The 14,465-nt window shown below is 58.6% G+C and carries 13 protein-coding genes; 8 read left to right on the top strand and 5 right to left on the bottom strand.

Going from position 1 to position 14,465, the window contains the following annotated elements; all coding sequences use genetic code 11:
- Window positions 1–160: 160 nt before the first annotated feature.
- The 3 genes from CE491_RS10405 to CE491_RS10395 form a co-directional block, all read right to left on the bottom strand.
- Complete coding sequence (locus CE491_RS10405; RefSeq protein ID WP_110948271.1) at window positions 161–1,819, bottom strand: cation acetate symporter; 1,659 nt, start codon at window positions 1,817–1,819, stop codon at window positions 161–163.
- On the bottom strand, window positions 1,816–2,127 hold the full coding sequence (locus tag CE491_RS10400; protein ID WP_110948270.1) for a DUF485 domain-containing protein: 312 nt from the start codon (window positions 2,125–2,127) through the stop codon (window positions 1,816–1,818). Before CE491_RS10400 ends, CE491_RS10405 begins: the two co-directional genes overlap by 4 nt.
- A gap of 302 nt (window positions 2,128–2,429) precedes the next feature.
- A complete protein-coding gene (locus CE491_RS10395) occupies window positions 2,430–3,287 on the bottom strand; it encodes a glycine betaine ABC transporter substrate-binding protein (RefSeq protein WP_110948269.1) in 858 nt (285 codons plus the stop codon).
- Window positions 3,288–3,735: 448 nt separating this feature from the next.
- On the opposite strand from CE491_RS10395, the gene CE491_RS10390 reads away from it, so the two are divergent.
- The gene (locus CE491_RS10390; protein WP_110948268.1) at window positions 3,736–5,319 is read left to right on the top strand and encodes a glycoside hydrolase family 17 protein; all 1,584 of its coding nucleotides are present in this window, start codon (window positions 3,736–3,738) and stop codon (window positions 5,317–5,319) included.
- Between the two features lie 625 nt (window positions 5,320–5,944).
- Here the strand turns inward: CE491_RS10390 and CE491_RS10385 are convergent.
- Window positions 5,945–6,304 (bottom strand): hypothetical protein, encoded by a 360-nt coding sequence (locus CE491_RS10385; protein WP_110948267.1) that lies wholly within the window; start codon window positions 6,302–6,304, stop codon window positions 5,945–5,947.
- A 238-nt stretch (window positions 6,305–6,542) separates the two neighbouring features.
- On the opposite strand from CE491_RS10385, the gene CE491_RS10380 reads away from it, so the two are divergent.
- The 3 genes from CE491_RS10380 to CE491_RS10370 all read left to right on the top strand — a co-directional run bounded on the left by CE491_RS10380 (window position 6,543) and on the right by CE491_RS10370 (window position 9,709).
- On the top strand, window positions 6,543–7,841 hold the full coding sequence (locus CE491_RS10380; protein WP_110948266.1) for a serine/threonine protein kinase: 1,299 nt from the start codon (window positions 6,543–6,545) through the stop codon (window positions 7,839–7,841).
- A complete protein-coding gene (locus CE491_RS10375) occupies window positions 7,834–8,637 on the top strand; it encodes an MlaA family lipoprotein (RefSeq protein ID WP_110948265.1) in 804 nt (267 codons plus the stop codon). The genes CE491_RS10380 and CE491_RS10375 overlap by 8 nt, the downstream gene beginning before the upstream one ends.
- 217 nt (window positions 8,638–8,854) lie before the next feature.
- Window positions 8,855–9,709, top strand: coding sequence for a pirin family protein (locus CE491_RS10370; RefSeq protein ID WP_110948264.1), 855 nt, complete (start codon window positions 8,855–8,857; stop codon window positions 9,707–9,709).
- A gap of 3 nt (window positions 9,710–9,712) precedes the next feature.
- Here CE491_RS10370 and CE491_RS10365 read toward each other — a convergent pair whose 3' ends face one another.
- A complete protein-coding gene (locus CE491_RS10365; protein ID WP_110948263.1) occupies window positions 9,713–10,645 on the bottom strand; it encodes a lipid A biosynthesis lauroyl acyltransferase in 933 nt (310 codons plus the stop codon).
- Between the two features lie 145 nt (window positions 10,646–10,790).
- On the opposite strand from CE491_RS10365, the gene minC reads away from it, so the two are divergent.
- The 4 genes from minC (at window position 10,791) to CE491_RS10345 (ending at window position 13,722) form a co-directional block, all read left to right on the top strand.
- Window positions 10,791–11,537 carry a septum site-determining protein MinC gene (minC, locus tag CE491_RS10360; RefSeq protein ID WP_110948262.1) on the top strand — a complete coding sequence of 249 codons (747 nt, stop codon included), beginning with the start codon at window positions 10,791–10,793 and terminating at the stop codon, window positions 11,535–11,537.
- 338 nt (window positions 11,538–11,875) lie between these two features.
- Window positions 11,876–12,688 carry a septum site-determining protein MinD gene (gene minD, locus CE491_RS10355; RefSeq protein WP_081565987.1) on the top strand — a complete coding sequence of 271 codons (813 nt, stop codon included), beginning with the start codon at window positions 11,876–11,878 and terminating at the stop codon, window positions 12,686–12,688.
- Window positions 12,688–12,942 (top strand): cell division topological specificity factor MinE, encoded by a 255-nt coding sequence (gene minE, locus CE491_RS10350; RefSeq protein WP_037013831.1) that lies wholly within the window; start codon window positions 12,688–12,690, stop codon window positions 12,940–12,942. The genes minD and minE overlap by 1 nt, the downstream gene beginning before the upstream one ends.
- Window positions 12,943–13,086: 144 nt before the next feature.
- Window positions 13,087–13,722, top strand: coding sequence for an RluA family pseudouridine synthase (locus CE491_RS10345; RefSeq protein WP_110948261.1), 636 nt, complete (start codon window positions 13,087–13,089; stop codon window positions 13,720–13,722).
- The last annotated feature ends 743 nt before the right edge of the window (window positions 13,723–14,465 follow it).

The following is a 14,465-nucleotide window of genomic DNA, read 5'->3' as shown; positions in this document are numbered from 1 at the left end:
CAGAGTCTCAGGCAACTTATCTCTAATGGGTCCACCGCGCTCGCGGCCGTCGTAACCTCCGACTTCTCTCACAAGGTTCTGCGACGCCTCGGGATTTGCCCATGACACAAAAACGCCCCGACTCGACCGGGGCGTTCTCGCTTCAAGCCACTAACTCAGATCAATGCGAAACCGCACCGCTGGCCCCCAATCCAGTCTGCGAACGCACAAACTGCGGGAAGAACAACGCACGCTCCCCCTCGGCCGCTTTCGACTTGTCAGTCACCGAGAAGAACCAGATCCCGACGAAAGCAATGATGATCGAGAAGAACGCCGGATACTCGTACGGGAAGATCGCTTTCTCATGATGCAGGATCTGCACCCAGATAGTCGGCCCGAGAATCATCAGCACTACCGCACTGATCAACCCCATCCAGCCACCGATCATCGCCCCACGGGTCGTCAGATTCTTCCAGTACATCGAGAGCAACAACACTGGGAAGTTACAGCTCGCCGCGATGGAGAACGCCAGGCCGACCATAAACGCGATGTTCTGACTTTCGAAGGCGATACCCAGCAGGATCGCCACGATCGCCAGCGCAATCGTGGTGACCTTCGACACGCGGATTTCATCTTTTTCGTTGGCTTTACCGGCTTTGATCACGCTGGCGTACAGGTCGTGAGACACCGCCGAAGCACCGGCCAGGGTCAGACCGGCAACCACTGCCAGAATGGTCGCGAACGCCACCGCCGAGATGAAGCCCAGGAACAGGCTGCCACCGACCGCATTGGCCAGGTGCACTGCCGCCATGTTGTTACCGCCCAACAGAGCGCCCGCTGCATCCTTGAACGCTGGGTTGGTGCTGACCAGCAGGATCGCGCCGAAGCCGATGATGAAGGTCAGGATGTAGAAGTAGCCGATGAAGCCGGTCGCATACAGAACCGATTTACGCGCTTCCTTGGCATCGCTCACGGTGAAGAAGCGCATCAGAATGTGCGGCAAGCCAGCAGTACCGAACATCAGCGCCAGGCCCAGGGAGAACGCCGAGATCGGATCTTTCACCAGACCGCCCGGGCTCATGATGGCTTCGCCTTTGGGGTGAACCTTCACTGCTTCCGAGAACAACACGTTGAAGTCGAAGTTGACATGCTTCATGACCATGAAGGCCATGAACGTCGCGCCGGACAACAACAGCACGGCCTTGATGATCTGCACCCACGTGGTCGCCAGCATGCCGCCGAACAATACGTAGAGACACATCAGGATGCCGACCAGCACCACCGCAACGCTGTAATCCAGGCCGAACAGCAACTGGATGAGCTTACCGGCGCCGACCATTTGCGCGATCAGGTAGAACGCCACCACTACCAGCGAACCGCAGGCAGACAAGGTGCGTATTTCCTTCTGCTTCAGGCGGTAGGAGGCCACATCAGCGAAGGTGTATTTACCCAGATTGCGCAGGCGTTCGGCGATCAGGAACAGGATGATCGGCCAGCCGACAAGGAAGCCGATCGAGTAGATCAGGCCGTCGTAACCGGAGGCATACACCAGGGCCGAGATACCCAGGAAGGACGCTGCCGACATGTAGTCACCGGCGATGGCAAGACCGTTCTGGAAACCGGTGATCTTGCCGCCAGCGGCGTAGTAGTCTGCTGCCGATTTGTTTTTCTTGGCCGCCCAATAGGTCACACACAGGGTGAAACCGACGAAGACCACGAACATGACGATCGCGGCGACGTTGAGCGGTTGTTTTTGCACAGCGCCCGTCAGGGCGTCCGCCGCCCAGAGTGTCGGTGCGAAGGCCGCAAGGCCCAGGGTTGCAAGCAGGCGCCGGATCATTGTTGAGCCTCCTTCAGGATCGCGTTGTTCAGCTCATCGAACTCGCCGTTTGCACGACGAACATAGATGGCGGTCAGCACGAACGCGGAAAGGATCAGACCTACGCCGATGGGCATGCCCCACGTGATGGATGATGTGGCGCTGAGTTTGGCGCCCAGAATCTGAGGCCCATACGCAATCAGAAGGATGAATGCGGCATACAGCCCAAGCATGATCGCCGAGAGAATCCAGGCGAATCGTTCCCTTTTCGAGACCAGCTCCTTGAAACGGGGGCTGTCCTGGATCGAGAGGTAAATGCTGTCGTTCATTGTTTTTGTCCTCGCAGCACAGATGGATGTCACGTCTCGCACTTTAGCCCGGTCTGGAGCGCACTCCAGACGACCTTAGTATTAGAACGACATTAGTTGATCTGCGCGGGACTGCGCTTTTATTAACAGAAGTAAAAGCGCAGGCATGTTTGGCCGAACAAGCGCGTTAACACCGCGATCTGCTTCTGGCCAAAGGCCTGTGGCAATCGGCTTGCTGACAGAAGCGGTCTGTCAGCCAACAAAAAACCGCCTGGCAATTGCTCACCAGGCGGTTTTTTTGAAGATTGAGTCCTTGTTGCAGCTTATTTACCGGTCCACTCCTTGACGCGATCCGGGTGCTTGGCGACCCAATCCTTGGCGGCGGCTTCGGGTTTGGCGCCGTCCTGGATGGCGAGCATGACTTCGCCGATTTCGTCCTTGCTGGTCCATTGGAATTTCTTCAGGAAGTCGACCACGTCCGGGGCTTTCTTGGCCAGCTCCAGGCTGCCGACGTTGTCCACGGTTTCAGCTGCACCGTAAACACCTTTCGGGTCTTCCAGGAATTTCAGTTTCCATTTGGCGAACATCCAGTGCGGCACCCAGCCGGTCACGGCAATGGATTCTTTCTTGTTCTGCGCACGAGTCAGCTCGGCGATCATGCCCGCGCCGGAGCTCGCCTGAAGTTTGTAGCCGTCCAGACCGTAGTCCTTGATGGCTTGGTCGGTCTTGATCATCACACCTGAACCGGCATCGATCCCGACGATTTTCTTCTTGAAGGAATCGTCGGTTTTCAGATCGGTGATCGAGTTGGCTTTCACATAATCAGGCACGATCAGGCCGATTTTGGCGTCCTTGAAGTTAGGACCGTAGTCGGTGACCTTATCCTTGTTCTTCTCCCAATATTCGCCGTGGGTCACGGGCAACCAGGCGGACAGCATCATGTCCAGCTTGCCGGTGGCAACGCCCTGCCACATGATCCCGGCGGCAACCGCCTGCAGTTTCACGGGGTAGCCCAGTTTTTCCTTGATCACTTCAGCGGCCACGTTGGTGGTCGCAACGCTGTCGGACCAGCCATCCACATAACCGATGCTCAGCTCGGGTTTGGCGTCGGCAAGGGCCAGCGTGGAACTGATGGCAAGTGCCAGAGCGGCACCCGCACCCAGGATATTTCGCATTTTCATCGTTACTTCCCCGGTAGTCCTGCACCCGACGGCGGTCGGGTATCGTTAACGTTTTTTTAAGCCCGCGGCCCGCGCCCGCATTTGGCGCACCGTGCGACTTTCACGCTTCAACCACTCGCCTGCGCAGGCGCACTCGCTGCGTTGACGAACCGATCATCAACCCCTGCCGACCTCTTGCCTTTCCTGTCAGCGACACTCAGGCAGCGGGAAACGACATCACTGCGCCATCAACGACAACCAGGTCGTAAAAAGGGGCACGATCCGTCCGAAAATTGCATGTCGATGAAAATGCAACGTTTGACGCGCATCTGCAGGAGCGCGCTTGCCCGCGAAATAGCGGTACTTGCGTCACGAAAGTGTCTGCCGAGATGACGCCATCGCGCGCGCTCATACAGTGCGGTGCGGCCCGATGCTAAGATGCGGGCCGTCTGCCCACTTTGGCTCGATCATGGCTGCCACCTCCCGCTCGCCTTTCGTCCTTTATCTGTTCTCCTGTCTGCTTGCCCTGGTCGCCTTGTGCGGCTATTGGTATGGCCTTGGCAAACCGGTCGTGTTACCCGACGCCGCGACGCCGACCCACAAGCTGCAATGCGCGTCCTACACGCCGTTCGATAAAGACCAGTCGCCCTTCGATCAGCCCTTCACCTTGCGCCCGGCGCGGATGGATGCCGACCTGGCGCTGCTGGCGACGCGTTTCGACTGCATTCGCACTTATTCGATGACCGGCCTTGAAGCAATTCCGGAACTGGCGCGCAAGCATGGCCTGAAGCTGATGCTCGGTGCGTGGGTCAACGCCAACCCGGTGGACACGGCCAGGGAGGTCGATGCGCTGATCAAGGCAGCCAACGCTTACCCGGACGTTGTCAGCGCTGTGATCGTGGGTAACGAGACCCTGTTACGTAAAGAGGTAACAGGCGCGCAACTGGCGAAACTGATTCGTCAGGTGAAGGCCCAGGTGAAACAGCCAGTGACTTACGCCGATGTCTGGGAGTATTGGCTGCAATACCCGGAAGTCGCGCCTGCGGTGGACTTTCTGACGATCCATCTGCTGCCCTATTGGGAGGACGATCCCAAGGGCATCGACGACGCGCTGGCCCATGTTGCACAGATCCGTCAGACCTTCGGTAACACGTTCGCGCCCAAGGACATTCTGATCGGAGAAACCGGCTGGCCCAGCGAGGGACGTCAACGTGAAACTGCCCTGCCGAGCCGAGTCAATGAGGCGGAGTTCATTCGCAGTTTCGTCGCCATGGCCGAGCAGAACGGCTGGCACTACAACCTTATCGAAGCATTCGACCAACCCTGGAAACGTGAAGCCGAAGGCGCGGTGGGCGGCTATTGGGGGCTGTTCGATGCCGATCGCCAGGAGAAAGGGGTGCTGGCCGGCCCGGTGTCGAACCTGCCGTACTGGCCGTTGTGGCTGGCGGTGAGCGGTCTGATCAGCCTGCTCACATTGGCCGTGGCTGGGCCTGTTACCCAAGCGCGTAATGCTTTCATCCTGCCGTTACTCAGCGTCTTCAGCGGTTGCTGCATCGGTACCTGGGGTGAACTGGCGCGGGTGACCAGCCGTTTTGCCGGTGAATATGTCTGGGCTGGGGCATTGGTGGTGCTGAATCTGCTGGTATTGGCCCATGCGGCGTTGGTGCTTTCGGACAGGCGCGGATGGCGCGACCGGGCGTTCGTCTGGTTCGATTCTCGTGCGGGTTGGTGGCTGAGTGCGGCGGGGTTCGCGGCGGCGGTGATGATGCTGGCGATGGTGTTTGACCCGCGTTACCGCAGTTTCGCCACGCCAACGTTGTGGTGGCCTGCCCTCTTCTATTGGCTCAGGCCCGTCGACGCACCCCGCCGCGAGATCGCGCTGCTGGCGTCCATCGTCGGTGCCGGAACCGCTCCACAGCTGTTTCGCGAAGGTCTGAATAACCCCCAGGCCCTGGCATGGGCCGCGGTTAGCGTGCTGATGGCACTGGCGCTGTGGCGCAGTTGGCGACTCAGTTCGCCTTCACTTGCCGCACAGCACGTAACAACCCCCTAACCAGAGCGCAGCCCGGCGTGACGCTGCGCGAAACACATTGTGTTACCGCTGACAGCATTCCAGAACAGAATGCGGGTAACACGGAAACAGAATAGGCTCCGCTGCGGACTTATAGAAATGCGTGATTCTTTCAACCAATTGATTTCAAAGGCTTTTAAAAAGTTGGCACGCACCCTGCTATATCTCCTGTATAACAAGAATAAAATGTGAAAACCCAATAAAAATAAGATGAATCGGCTCTGACATAACAAGAACAACGGCACAGAGACGCAGCCAACAGATTTTTTTGGAGTAGATGTGCTTTACAGAGGCCCTGGCCTCACAGCCCGACAGAGAACAATAAAACTGCCATCAGGCAGCGTCCAGAACGGGTTGGATCCTCGCCACAGGCATAGGATCGAAGCAGATAAGCGCTCAAAAAAATACGTTTGCTCTTGTATCCCGGATGGGGATCACTGAAGAACGCTGTGAAGGGTACGGTTGCCAAAAACAACAATAGACCGCCCTAAAACAATAAGAAAAGAGCACGTGCAACGATTTAAAGGGGAGCTTCGGCTCCCCTTTATGCTGTCTGGGGTCTGGAAAATCACAATCGCTTTCATCCAGCAGCACGGCTGTTCACCAGTCAGCGAGACCGCACCAGCCGCAACCCCGCGATCACCACCGCGAACACCGCCAGATTTGCCGTATAAAGCACCAACGCCAGCAGGCCCAGCAGCAAGCCAATCCCCGCCAACACCCGCCCAATCGTGCGTGGCACGAAGAACGCAATCAACGACGTCACCAGCGCGCCCCAGCCAAACACGCCAAAGTGAATCAGCAACCCCAGATTCGAACGCACGACGCATTGCCATTTCAGCGCATCATCGGAGCAGGCGCCCACCCACCGCACGTCTTCCATCAGCCCGTACCTCACGCCATAACTCAGGGCGAGCCACAGGATCAGTACAGCAATCATTAAAGCCAATGGCACGCGACGCGACACGGAACTCTCCAGTTGAGAAAAACGACGCACAGCATATCCGTAGTCAGCCCCGGACAAGAACCACAACACATTAAAAGCACAAGCACACGCGCTGGCAGAGCCAGAACGTGTATTGTCGCCTAGGATTTGTACCGGGTAGCGCAGTATTAATGCAAAATGCCACTACGGCACTTTTAGCACTCCCCCTGTGTCATAGCCTGCGTATCTCAACAGCACTTCTTTCCCAAGGGATTTAGTCATGCTTCGTTTTCTACGCCTCGCCGCCCTTTCAGGCGGCCTGTTCTTGAGTGCGTCCGTGATGGCGGTCGATATCGATCCGTCCAGCTATGGCTTCCCTCTGACTAACCCGTTCGAAGCGACCATCGCCACGACGCCGCCCGATTTGCGCGCAAATGTCCCGGACGATGCGGACATCGATCAGGGCGACTACAGCCTGACTCTGCGTCCCGATCGCGAATTCACCCTCCCGGACAACTTCTGGGCCGTGAAAAAACTGCATTATCGCCTGGCCAAGCAAGACCACCCGGCACCGCTGATCTTCCTGATCGCAGGCACCGGCGCACCTTACAACAGCACCCTCAACGAATATCTCAAGCGCCTGTATTACGGAGCAGGGTATAACGTCGTACAGCTGTCATCGCCGACCAGCTACGACTTCATGAGCGCGGCTTCACGTTTCGCGACCCCGGGTGTCACAACCGAAGATGCCGAAGACCTCTATCGCGTGATGCAGGCCGTGCGTGCCCAGCAGAACAAATTGCAGGTCACCGAGTATTACCTGACCGGTTACAGCCTCGGCGCGCTCGATGCGGCGTTCGTCAGCAAGCTGGACGAGACCCGCCGCAGCTTCAACTTCAAGAAAGTGCTGCTGATCAACCCCCCGGTGAACCTCTACACTTCGATCTCCAACCTGGACAAACTGGTCCAGACCGACGTGAAGGGCATCACCAACAGCACCACCTTCTATGAACTGGTGCTGCAGAAACTGACGCGCTACTTCCGCGAAAAAGGCTATATCGACCTCAATGATGCGCTGTTGTACGACTTCCAGCAGTCCAAGCAGCATCTGTCCAACGAACAAATGGCGATGCTGATCGGCACCTCTTTCCGCTTCTCCGCCGCCGACATCGCCTTCACCTCCGACCTGATCAACCGTCGCGGCCTGATCACCCCGCCGAAGACGCCGATCAGCGAAGGCACCAGCCTGACGCCGTTCCTCAAGCGGGCGCTGCAGTGCGACTTCGACTGCTACGTCACCGAACAGGTCATTCCGATGTGGCGCGCGCGCACCGACGGCGGCAGCCTGCTGCAACTGGTCGATCAGGTCAGTCTGTATGCGCTCAAGGATTACCTGACCACCAGCAAGAAGATCTCGGTCATGCACAACGCCGACGACGTGATCCTGGGCCCCGGTGACCTCGGATTCCTGCGCAAGACCTTTGGCGATCGCCTGACCGTTTATCCTTACGGCGGTCATTGCGGCAACATGAACTATCGCGTCAACAGCGACGCCATGCTGGAGTTTTTCCGTGGCTAAACGTCTATTGCTTATCGCCGCCCTGCTTTGCGCAGGTGCTGTGCACGCGGCCGATGCGCCGATCGTTTCCCAGGCAGCTCCCGTGCAGCGAGTCGACAACCCCGATGGCTTCACCGAGCCTTTGAAGTCGCTGAAATTCAACCCCGGCCTGGACGCTCAGGAGTTCGAGCGCTCGTCGCTCAACGCCCTCAATGTCTACGACCCGCTTGAGTCGTGGAACCGCCGGGTCTACCACTTCAACTATCGCTTCGATGAGTGGGTCTTTCTGCCGGTGGTCAACGGCTATAAATATGTCACCCCAAGCTTCGTGCGCACCGGCGTCAGCAACTTCTTCAGCAACCTGGGCGATGTGCCCAACCTGCTGAACAGCCTGCTGCAGTTCAAGGGCAAGCGCTCGATGGAGACGACTGGACGCCTGATCATCAACACCACGCTGGGCATCGCCGGGCTTTGGGATCCGGCCACCATGATGGGCCTGCCCAAACAGAGCGAAGACTTCGGTCAGACGCTGGGTTTCTATGGCGTGCCTGCCGGGCCGTACTTCGTGCTGCCGATCCTCGGTCCGTCGAACTTCCGTGACACAGGCGGTCTGGTATTCGACTTTTCCGCAGAATCGCAGATCAACTTCCTGAACGTTGCGCAGGTTAGCGAAGACCATCCGGAGCTGTACCTGCTGCGCGCGATCGACCGTCGCTACACCACCAGTTTCCGTTACGGGTCGATGAACTCGCCGTTCGAATACGAGAAGGTGCGGTACGTGTACACCGAGGCGCGCAAGTTGCAGATTCAGGAATAACGCCGCCGTCCTTGTAGGGGCGCGCTTGCCCGCGAACGCGATCGGTCTGCGACTCATTTGCGCACTGACACGACGCTATCGCGGGCAAGCGCGCTCCTGCAATGGGATACCAGACCCATCTAACAACCCGATCAATCCCCTGCAAAAACCTCACCCATCCATCGCGTCAACAGGCATACCATAGGCGCCATTCCCACCCTCTTCTGGAGTGAGCCTCATGACTCAATTACGCAAAGTACTGCAGATCCAGGCCGGACAACCGACCTCGGATGGCGCGGGCGTCAGGCTGACGCGGGTCTTCGGTGGCGCAGGTGTCGAACTGTTCGATCCCTTCCTGATGCTCGACGAATTCGGCTCGGACAAACCTGACGACTACATCGCCGGTTTCCCAGCGCACCCGCACCGCGGCTTCGAAACCGTAACCTACATGCTCGAAGGCCGCATGCGTCACGAGGACCACATGGGCAACGTCGGCCTGCTGCAGGGTGGCGGCGTGCAATGGATGACCGCGGCCCGTGGCGTGATCCACAGTGAAATGCCGGAACAGGAAGAAGGCGTGATGCGCGGCTTCCAACTGTGGCTGAACCTGCCGGGCAAATCGAAGATGGGCGACGCCGGTTACGACGATATCCAGCCCGAGCGCATTCCCCGTGTGACCACGCAGAACGGCGTGGAGGTGATCGTGATCGCCGGACAATTCGATGATGGTCAGGTGCAACAGGCAGGCGCCGTGCAGCGTCCGGACACCGAGCCGCAGTATTTCGATTTGCATATGCCGGCTGGCACGAACATCAGCCCGAACGTACCGGAAGGCCATCGCGTGCTGTTGTATGTGTACGAAGGCGAAGTGGGGATTGCCGGACAAGGCCAGAAACTCGGCAAGAGTCGTCTGGCACGGTTGTCGGAAAACGGCGAGTTGCAACTGAGTACAGCCACTGGCGCCAAAGTCTTGCTGATCGCGGGCAAACCACTGGGCGAACCGATCGTGCAATACGGCCCGTTCGTGATGAACAGCCGTGAGGAAATCGAACAGGCGCTGCGCGATTTTCGGGATGACAAGCTGACGGCGTGATCTTCAGCCACGCTTTTTATACAGCCTCGGTTCACCCGGCGGTCTGCTTTTGAACCGCCGGTGTGCCCACAAGTACTGCTCGGGGCACGCGGTCACTGCCCGCTCCACCCACTGATTGATGCGCACGCAATCGGCCTCGTCGCTTTCGCCGGGAAAATCGGTCAGCGGTGGGTGGATCACCAGTTTGTAACCGCTGCCATCGGCCAGACGCTCCTGAGTGAACGGCACCACCAAGGCGTGGCCTAGCTTGGCGAACTTGCTGGTGGCCGGCACGGTGGCGGCCTGAATCCCGAACAGGGGCACGAAGAGGCTCTGCTTGGCGCCGTAGTCCTGATCGGGCGCGTACCAGATCGCGCGGCCCTTGCGCAGTTGCTTGATCATGCCGCGCACGTCTTCGCGCTCGACAGCGATGGAATCCAGGTTATGCCGCTCGCGGCCACGGCGCTGAACGTAATCGAACAACGGGTTCTTGTGTTCGCGATACATGCCGTCGATGGTGTGCTGCTGACCGAGCAATGCGGCCCCGATCTCCAGCGTGGTGAAGTGCAGCGCCATCAGGATCACGCCCTGCCCTTCGATGTGCGGCTGCTTGAGGTGCTGCAGGCCTTCGATGTGGGCCAGCCGGGCCAGACGTGGCTTGCTCCACCACCAGCTCATCGCCATCTCGAAAAAGGCGATACCGGTCGAGGCGAAGTTTTCCTTGAGCAGGCGTTTGCGCTCAGCCTTCGAATATTGCGGGAAGCACAGTTCCAGATTGCGCGCGGCGATGATCCGGCGGTCGGTGGCAAAGTAGTACATGATCCCGCCAAGGGCGCGGCCGATGACCACCAGCGCACGGAACGGCAACTGCACCACCAGCCAGAGCAAACCCAGCCCCAGCCACAGCGGCCAGAAGCGCGGATGAAGAAATTGAGCTCGAAAACGCGGGCGTTCCATTACAGCTTCCGTCAGGGCAAAGGCGGGCATTCTACATCGGTTCGGCGTGATTCGTGACGCTTCGTCGGATGCGGCTCCCTTGCGACTCGCGGGCGTTCTCGTTATAAGTCTCGGCACTTTTAGCGACAAGCCGCTGTATGCCGACATGAGCCAAATCGAATTGCAAGACAAGGAACCCGTGTTCCAGTTAAAGGGCAGCATGCTGGCCATCACTGTGCTGGAACTGGCCCGCAACAACCTCGAAGCGCTGGATCGTCAATTGGCGGCCAAAGTCGCCCAGGCCCCGAATTTTTTCAGCAACACCCCGCTGGTACTGGCGCTGGACAAGCTGCCGCCCAACGAAGGCGCGATCGATCTGCCAGCGATGATGCGCATCTGCCGCCAGCACGGTCTGCGGACCCTGGCCATTCGCGCCAACCGCATCGAAGACATCGCCGCCGCCATCGCTATCGACCTGCCGGTCTTGCCACCCTCCGGTGCGCGCGAAAGACCGCTCGATCCGACGGAAGGCGAAGTGAAGAAAAAGCCCGAAGTGATCGAGAAACCGCCGCAGCCTTTGATCAAGCCGACCAAGATAATCACGGCTCCCGTGCGCGGCGGTCAGCAGATTTACGCCCAGGGTTCGGACCTGGTGGTGATTTCTTCGGTCAGCCCCGGCGCGGAACTTCTCGCTGATGGGAACATCCATGTGTATGGTCCGATGCGGGGCCGGGCACTGGCGGGCATCAAGGGCGATACCAAGGCCCGGATCTTCTGCCAGCAGATGGTGGCCGAACTGATCTCCATCGCCGGGCAATACAAGGTTTCCGAAGACTTGCGCAGAGATCCTCTATGGGGGGCCGGGGTACAAGTCAGTCTGTCCGGCGACGTGTTGAACATCACCCGTCTTTAACGGATACTGCGCCATTTTCAAAGCCACTCTGATTCGTCGCGAAAACGATGCAAAGGGAAAGGAAATCCGGGAAATTCATTTGTTTTCTCGAAACATGAGCCTCGCAAGACGCTTGCCTTCACCATTGCACGAACCAACGCTGCGTCATGTGGGGCTATAACAGGGACTAGGTTCGTTCGAAAAGTCGGCGAGCGAAGGGGCAGGCAGGGCAAAGGCAGGCGAGCAAGCGGAGTTTAGGCCCCTAAATGAGCATTGCGAGCCTGCTTTTAACGCAGCATGACCGAGCGCAGCCACTTTGCGGACGAAGCTAGCCGTCCTACTTTTAGGGGTTTTACACCTTGGCCAAGATTCTCGTGGTTACATCCGGCAAGGGTGGTGTGGGCAAGACCACCACCAGCGCCGCTATCGGTACCGGCCTCGCTCTGCGCGGCCACAAAACAGTCATCGTCGACTTCGACGTCGGTCTGCGTAACCTCGACCTGATCATGGGTTGCGAACGCCGCGTGGTGTACGACTTCGTCAACGTGGTCAACGGCGAAGCCAACCTGCAGCAGGCCCTGATCAAAGACAAGAAGATCGAAGGCCTGTACGTACTTGCCGCCAGCCAGACCCGCGACAAGGAAGCGCTGACCAAGGACGGCGTGGAAAAAGTCCTGATGGAACTCAAGGAATCCTTCGAGTACATTGTCTGCGACTCGCCTGCCGGTATCGAAACAGGCGCGCACCTGGCGATGTATTTCGCCGACGAAGCGATCGTCGTGACCAACCCTGAAGTGTCGTCGGTTCGTGACTCGGACCGCATGCTGGGCCTCCTGGCCAGCAAGTCCCGTCGCGCCGAGCGTAACGAAGATCCGATCAAGGAACACCTGCTGCTGACCCGCTACAACCCCGAGCGCGTGAGCAAGGGCGAGATGCTGGGCGTTGAAGACGTCAAGGAAATCCTTGCCGTGACCCTGCTGGGCGTGATTCCTGAATCCCAGGCTGTGCTCAAGGCTTCCAACCAGGGCGTGCCGGTCATTCTCGACGACCAGAGCGACGCCGGCCAGGCGTACAGCGATGCCGTCGACCGCCTGTTGGGCAAAGACCGCGAGCACCGCTTCCTGGACGTACAGAAAAAAGGATTTTTCGAACGTCTGTTCGGGGGTAATTAATGAGTATTTTTGACTTCTTTCGTGCCAACAAAAAGCCAAGCACCGCGTCGGTAGCGAAAGAGCGTCTACAGATCATCGTGGCGCACGAACGCGGCCAACGCAGCACCCCGGATTACTTGCCAGCCTTGCAGAAGGAACTGGTCGAAGTGATCCGCAAATACGTCAATATCGGCAACGATGACGTGCATGTCGCGTTGGAAAACGACGGCAGCTGCTCGATTCTGGAACTCAATATCACCCTGCCTGATCGTTGATCGAGAAGGTAGTCGCCACGGCGGCTCGGTTGCCCTGATCCTTTCGCGGGATCTGGGTAAGCGAGCCGCCGTTGGCGTTTGTTACGAAGCCGTTTTGCACTGGGAGTGCTGACTCTCAGGCCGTTTTAGCTACGAGGCTGTTCGATGCCGCTGTCCAACGTTCATATTCTCCATCAGGACGACGCCATCCTGGTGGTGAACAAGCCTACCCTGCTGCTCTCGGTACCCGGTCGGGCCGATGACAACAAGGACTGTCTGATCACCCGCCTGCAGGAAAACGGCTATCCCGAAGCGCGTATCGTCCACCGCCTGGACTGGGAAACGTCGGGGATCATCTTGCTGGCTCGTGATGCCGATACCCATCGGGAGTTGTCCCGGCAGTTTCATGATCGGGAAACCGAAAAAGCCTATACCGCGCTGGCGTGGGGTCAACCGACGCTGGACAGCGGGAGTATCGATCTACCTCTGCGGTATGACCCGCCGACCAAACCTCGGCATGTGGTCGATCATGAGTTCGGCAAGCATGCGCTGACGTTCTGGAAGGTGCTGGAGCGTTATGACACGTATTGCCGCGTCGAGCTGACGCCCATTACCGGTCGATCGCATCAGTTGCGGGTACATATGTTGTCGATCGGGCATCCGTTGTTGGGGGATGGGTTGTATGCGCATCCTGAGGCGCTGGCGGCTTACCCGCGGTTGTGTTTGCATGCGAGTATGTTGGCGTTTACCCATCCGGGGAGCGGGGAGCGGATGCGGTTTGAGTGTGCGGCACCTTTTTAACAGGCGCTGATGGGTGATGGCTTTGGCATCGGCGCTGCATATAGACCCACTATCTGGCAGGCGCTGACTTAATTCTGCCTAACGACAGAAGCGTTTCGCCTTCGGCGGGCTATTTGAAAAGCACCCCGCTCTCTATTTCCAACGGCAGGCAAGGGCTTTGCTCCCGGTTTGGCCCGACTGCGTCGGGTTCGCTCACGCAGCTTAGCTCCGACCCGGCGCCATCGGCCCTCCATGGCCGGGGGGACTCTCGCAGCATCCATGCCACTCGGCCCTCCGCGCCGCCTGCGCTCAGGCTGCACCCAAGTCGCGCCCTGCGGTGTCTGAGCGATCATGTAAAAAAGCAAAATCAAAGCTCGGCGTGCCTGTGTGCTCAGAACACTGGTTTTGATCGACGCAGCGCGTCCAGGCCGGCGCTCCCACGCGGAACATAGGAACGATCATTTTCTCGGCACGCCGCCCTACTCGTGGGAGACGTCGGAGGTTACGACGGCAGCGAACGCGGTGGATCAGTTGTAGATAGGTTGTTTGACACCCCGCTTTCGCTGCCGTCGTACCTCCGACGTCTCCTACAGGGATCGCATCAATACTCTGGATCTCTTGTGCGCCGGCTGTTGATCTTCCTGCGCGGTAGTTCAGACACCACTAAACGCGACTTGGGTGCCGGCCGAATCAGGAGCAAGCCCCTTTGGTTACTTGGGGGCTTTTCTAAGTAACTCGCCGAAGGCGAAACGCTTCTGCCGTTG

The organism is Pseudomonas bohemica (assembly GCF_002934685.1).
GTDB lineage: Bacteria > Pseudomonadota > Gammaproteobacteria > Pseudomonadales > Pseudomonadaceae > Aquipseudomonas > Aquipseudomonas bohemica.
This window is presented reverse-complemented; position numbering and strand designations above follow the sequence as displayed.

Excerpts from the sequence above, each read along its gene's own strand:
- CE491_RS10405 (WP_110948271.1), bottom strand. The coding sequence starts at position 1,819 with ATGATCCGGCGCCTGCTTGCAACCCTGGGCCTTGCGGCCTTCGCACCG.
- CE491_RS10400 (WP_110948270.1), bottom strand. The coding sequence starts at position 2,127 with ATGAACGACAGCATTTACCTCTCGATCCAGGACAGCCCCCGTTTCAAG.
- CE491_RS10395 (WP_110948269.1), bottom strand. The coding sequence starts at position 3,287 with ATGAAAATGCGAAATATCCTGGGTGCGGGTGCCGCTCTGGCACTTGCC.
- CE491_RS10390 (WP_110948268.1), top strand. The coding sequence starts at position 3,736 with ATGGCTGCCACCTCCCGCTCGCCTTTCGTCCTTTATCTGTTCTCCTGT.
- CE491_RS10380 (WP_110948266.1), top strand. The coding sequence starts at position 6,543 with ATGCTTCGTTTTCTACGCCTCGCCGCCCTTTCAGGCGGCCTGTTCTTG.
- CE491_RS10370 (WP_110948264.1), top strand. The coding sequence starts at position 8,855 with ATGACTCAATTACGCAAAGTACTGCAGATCCAGGCCGGACAACCGACC.
- CE491_RS10365 (WP_110948263.1), bottom strand. The coding sequence starts at position 10,645 with ATGGAACGCCCGCGTTTTCGAGCTCAATTTCTTCATCCGCGCTTCTGG.
- minC (WP_110948262.1), top strand. The coding sequence starts at position 10,791 with ATGAGCCAAATCGAATTGCAAGACAAGGAACCCGTGTTCCAGTTAAAG.
- minE (WP_037013831.1), top strand. The coding sequence starts at position 12,688 with ATGAGTATTTTTGACTTCTTTCGTGCCAACAAAAAGCCAAGCACCGCG.
- CE491_RS10345 (WP_110948261.1), top strand. The coding sequence starts at position 13,087 with ATGCCGCTGTCCAACGTTCATATTCTCCATCAGGACGACGCCATCCTG.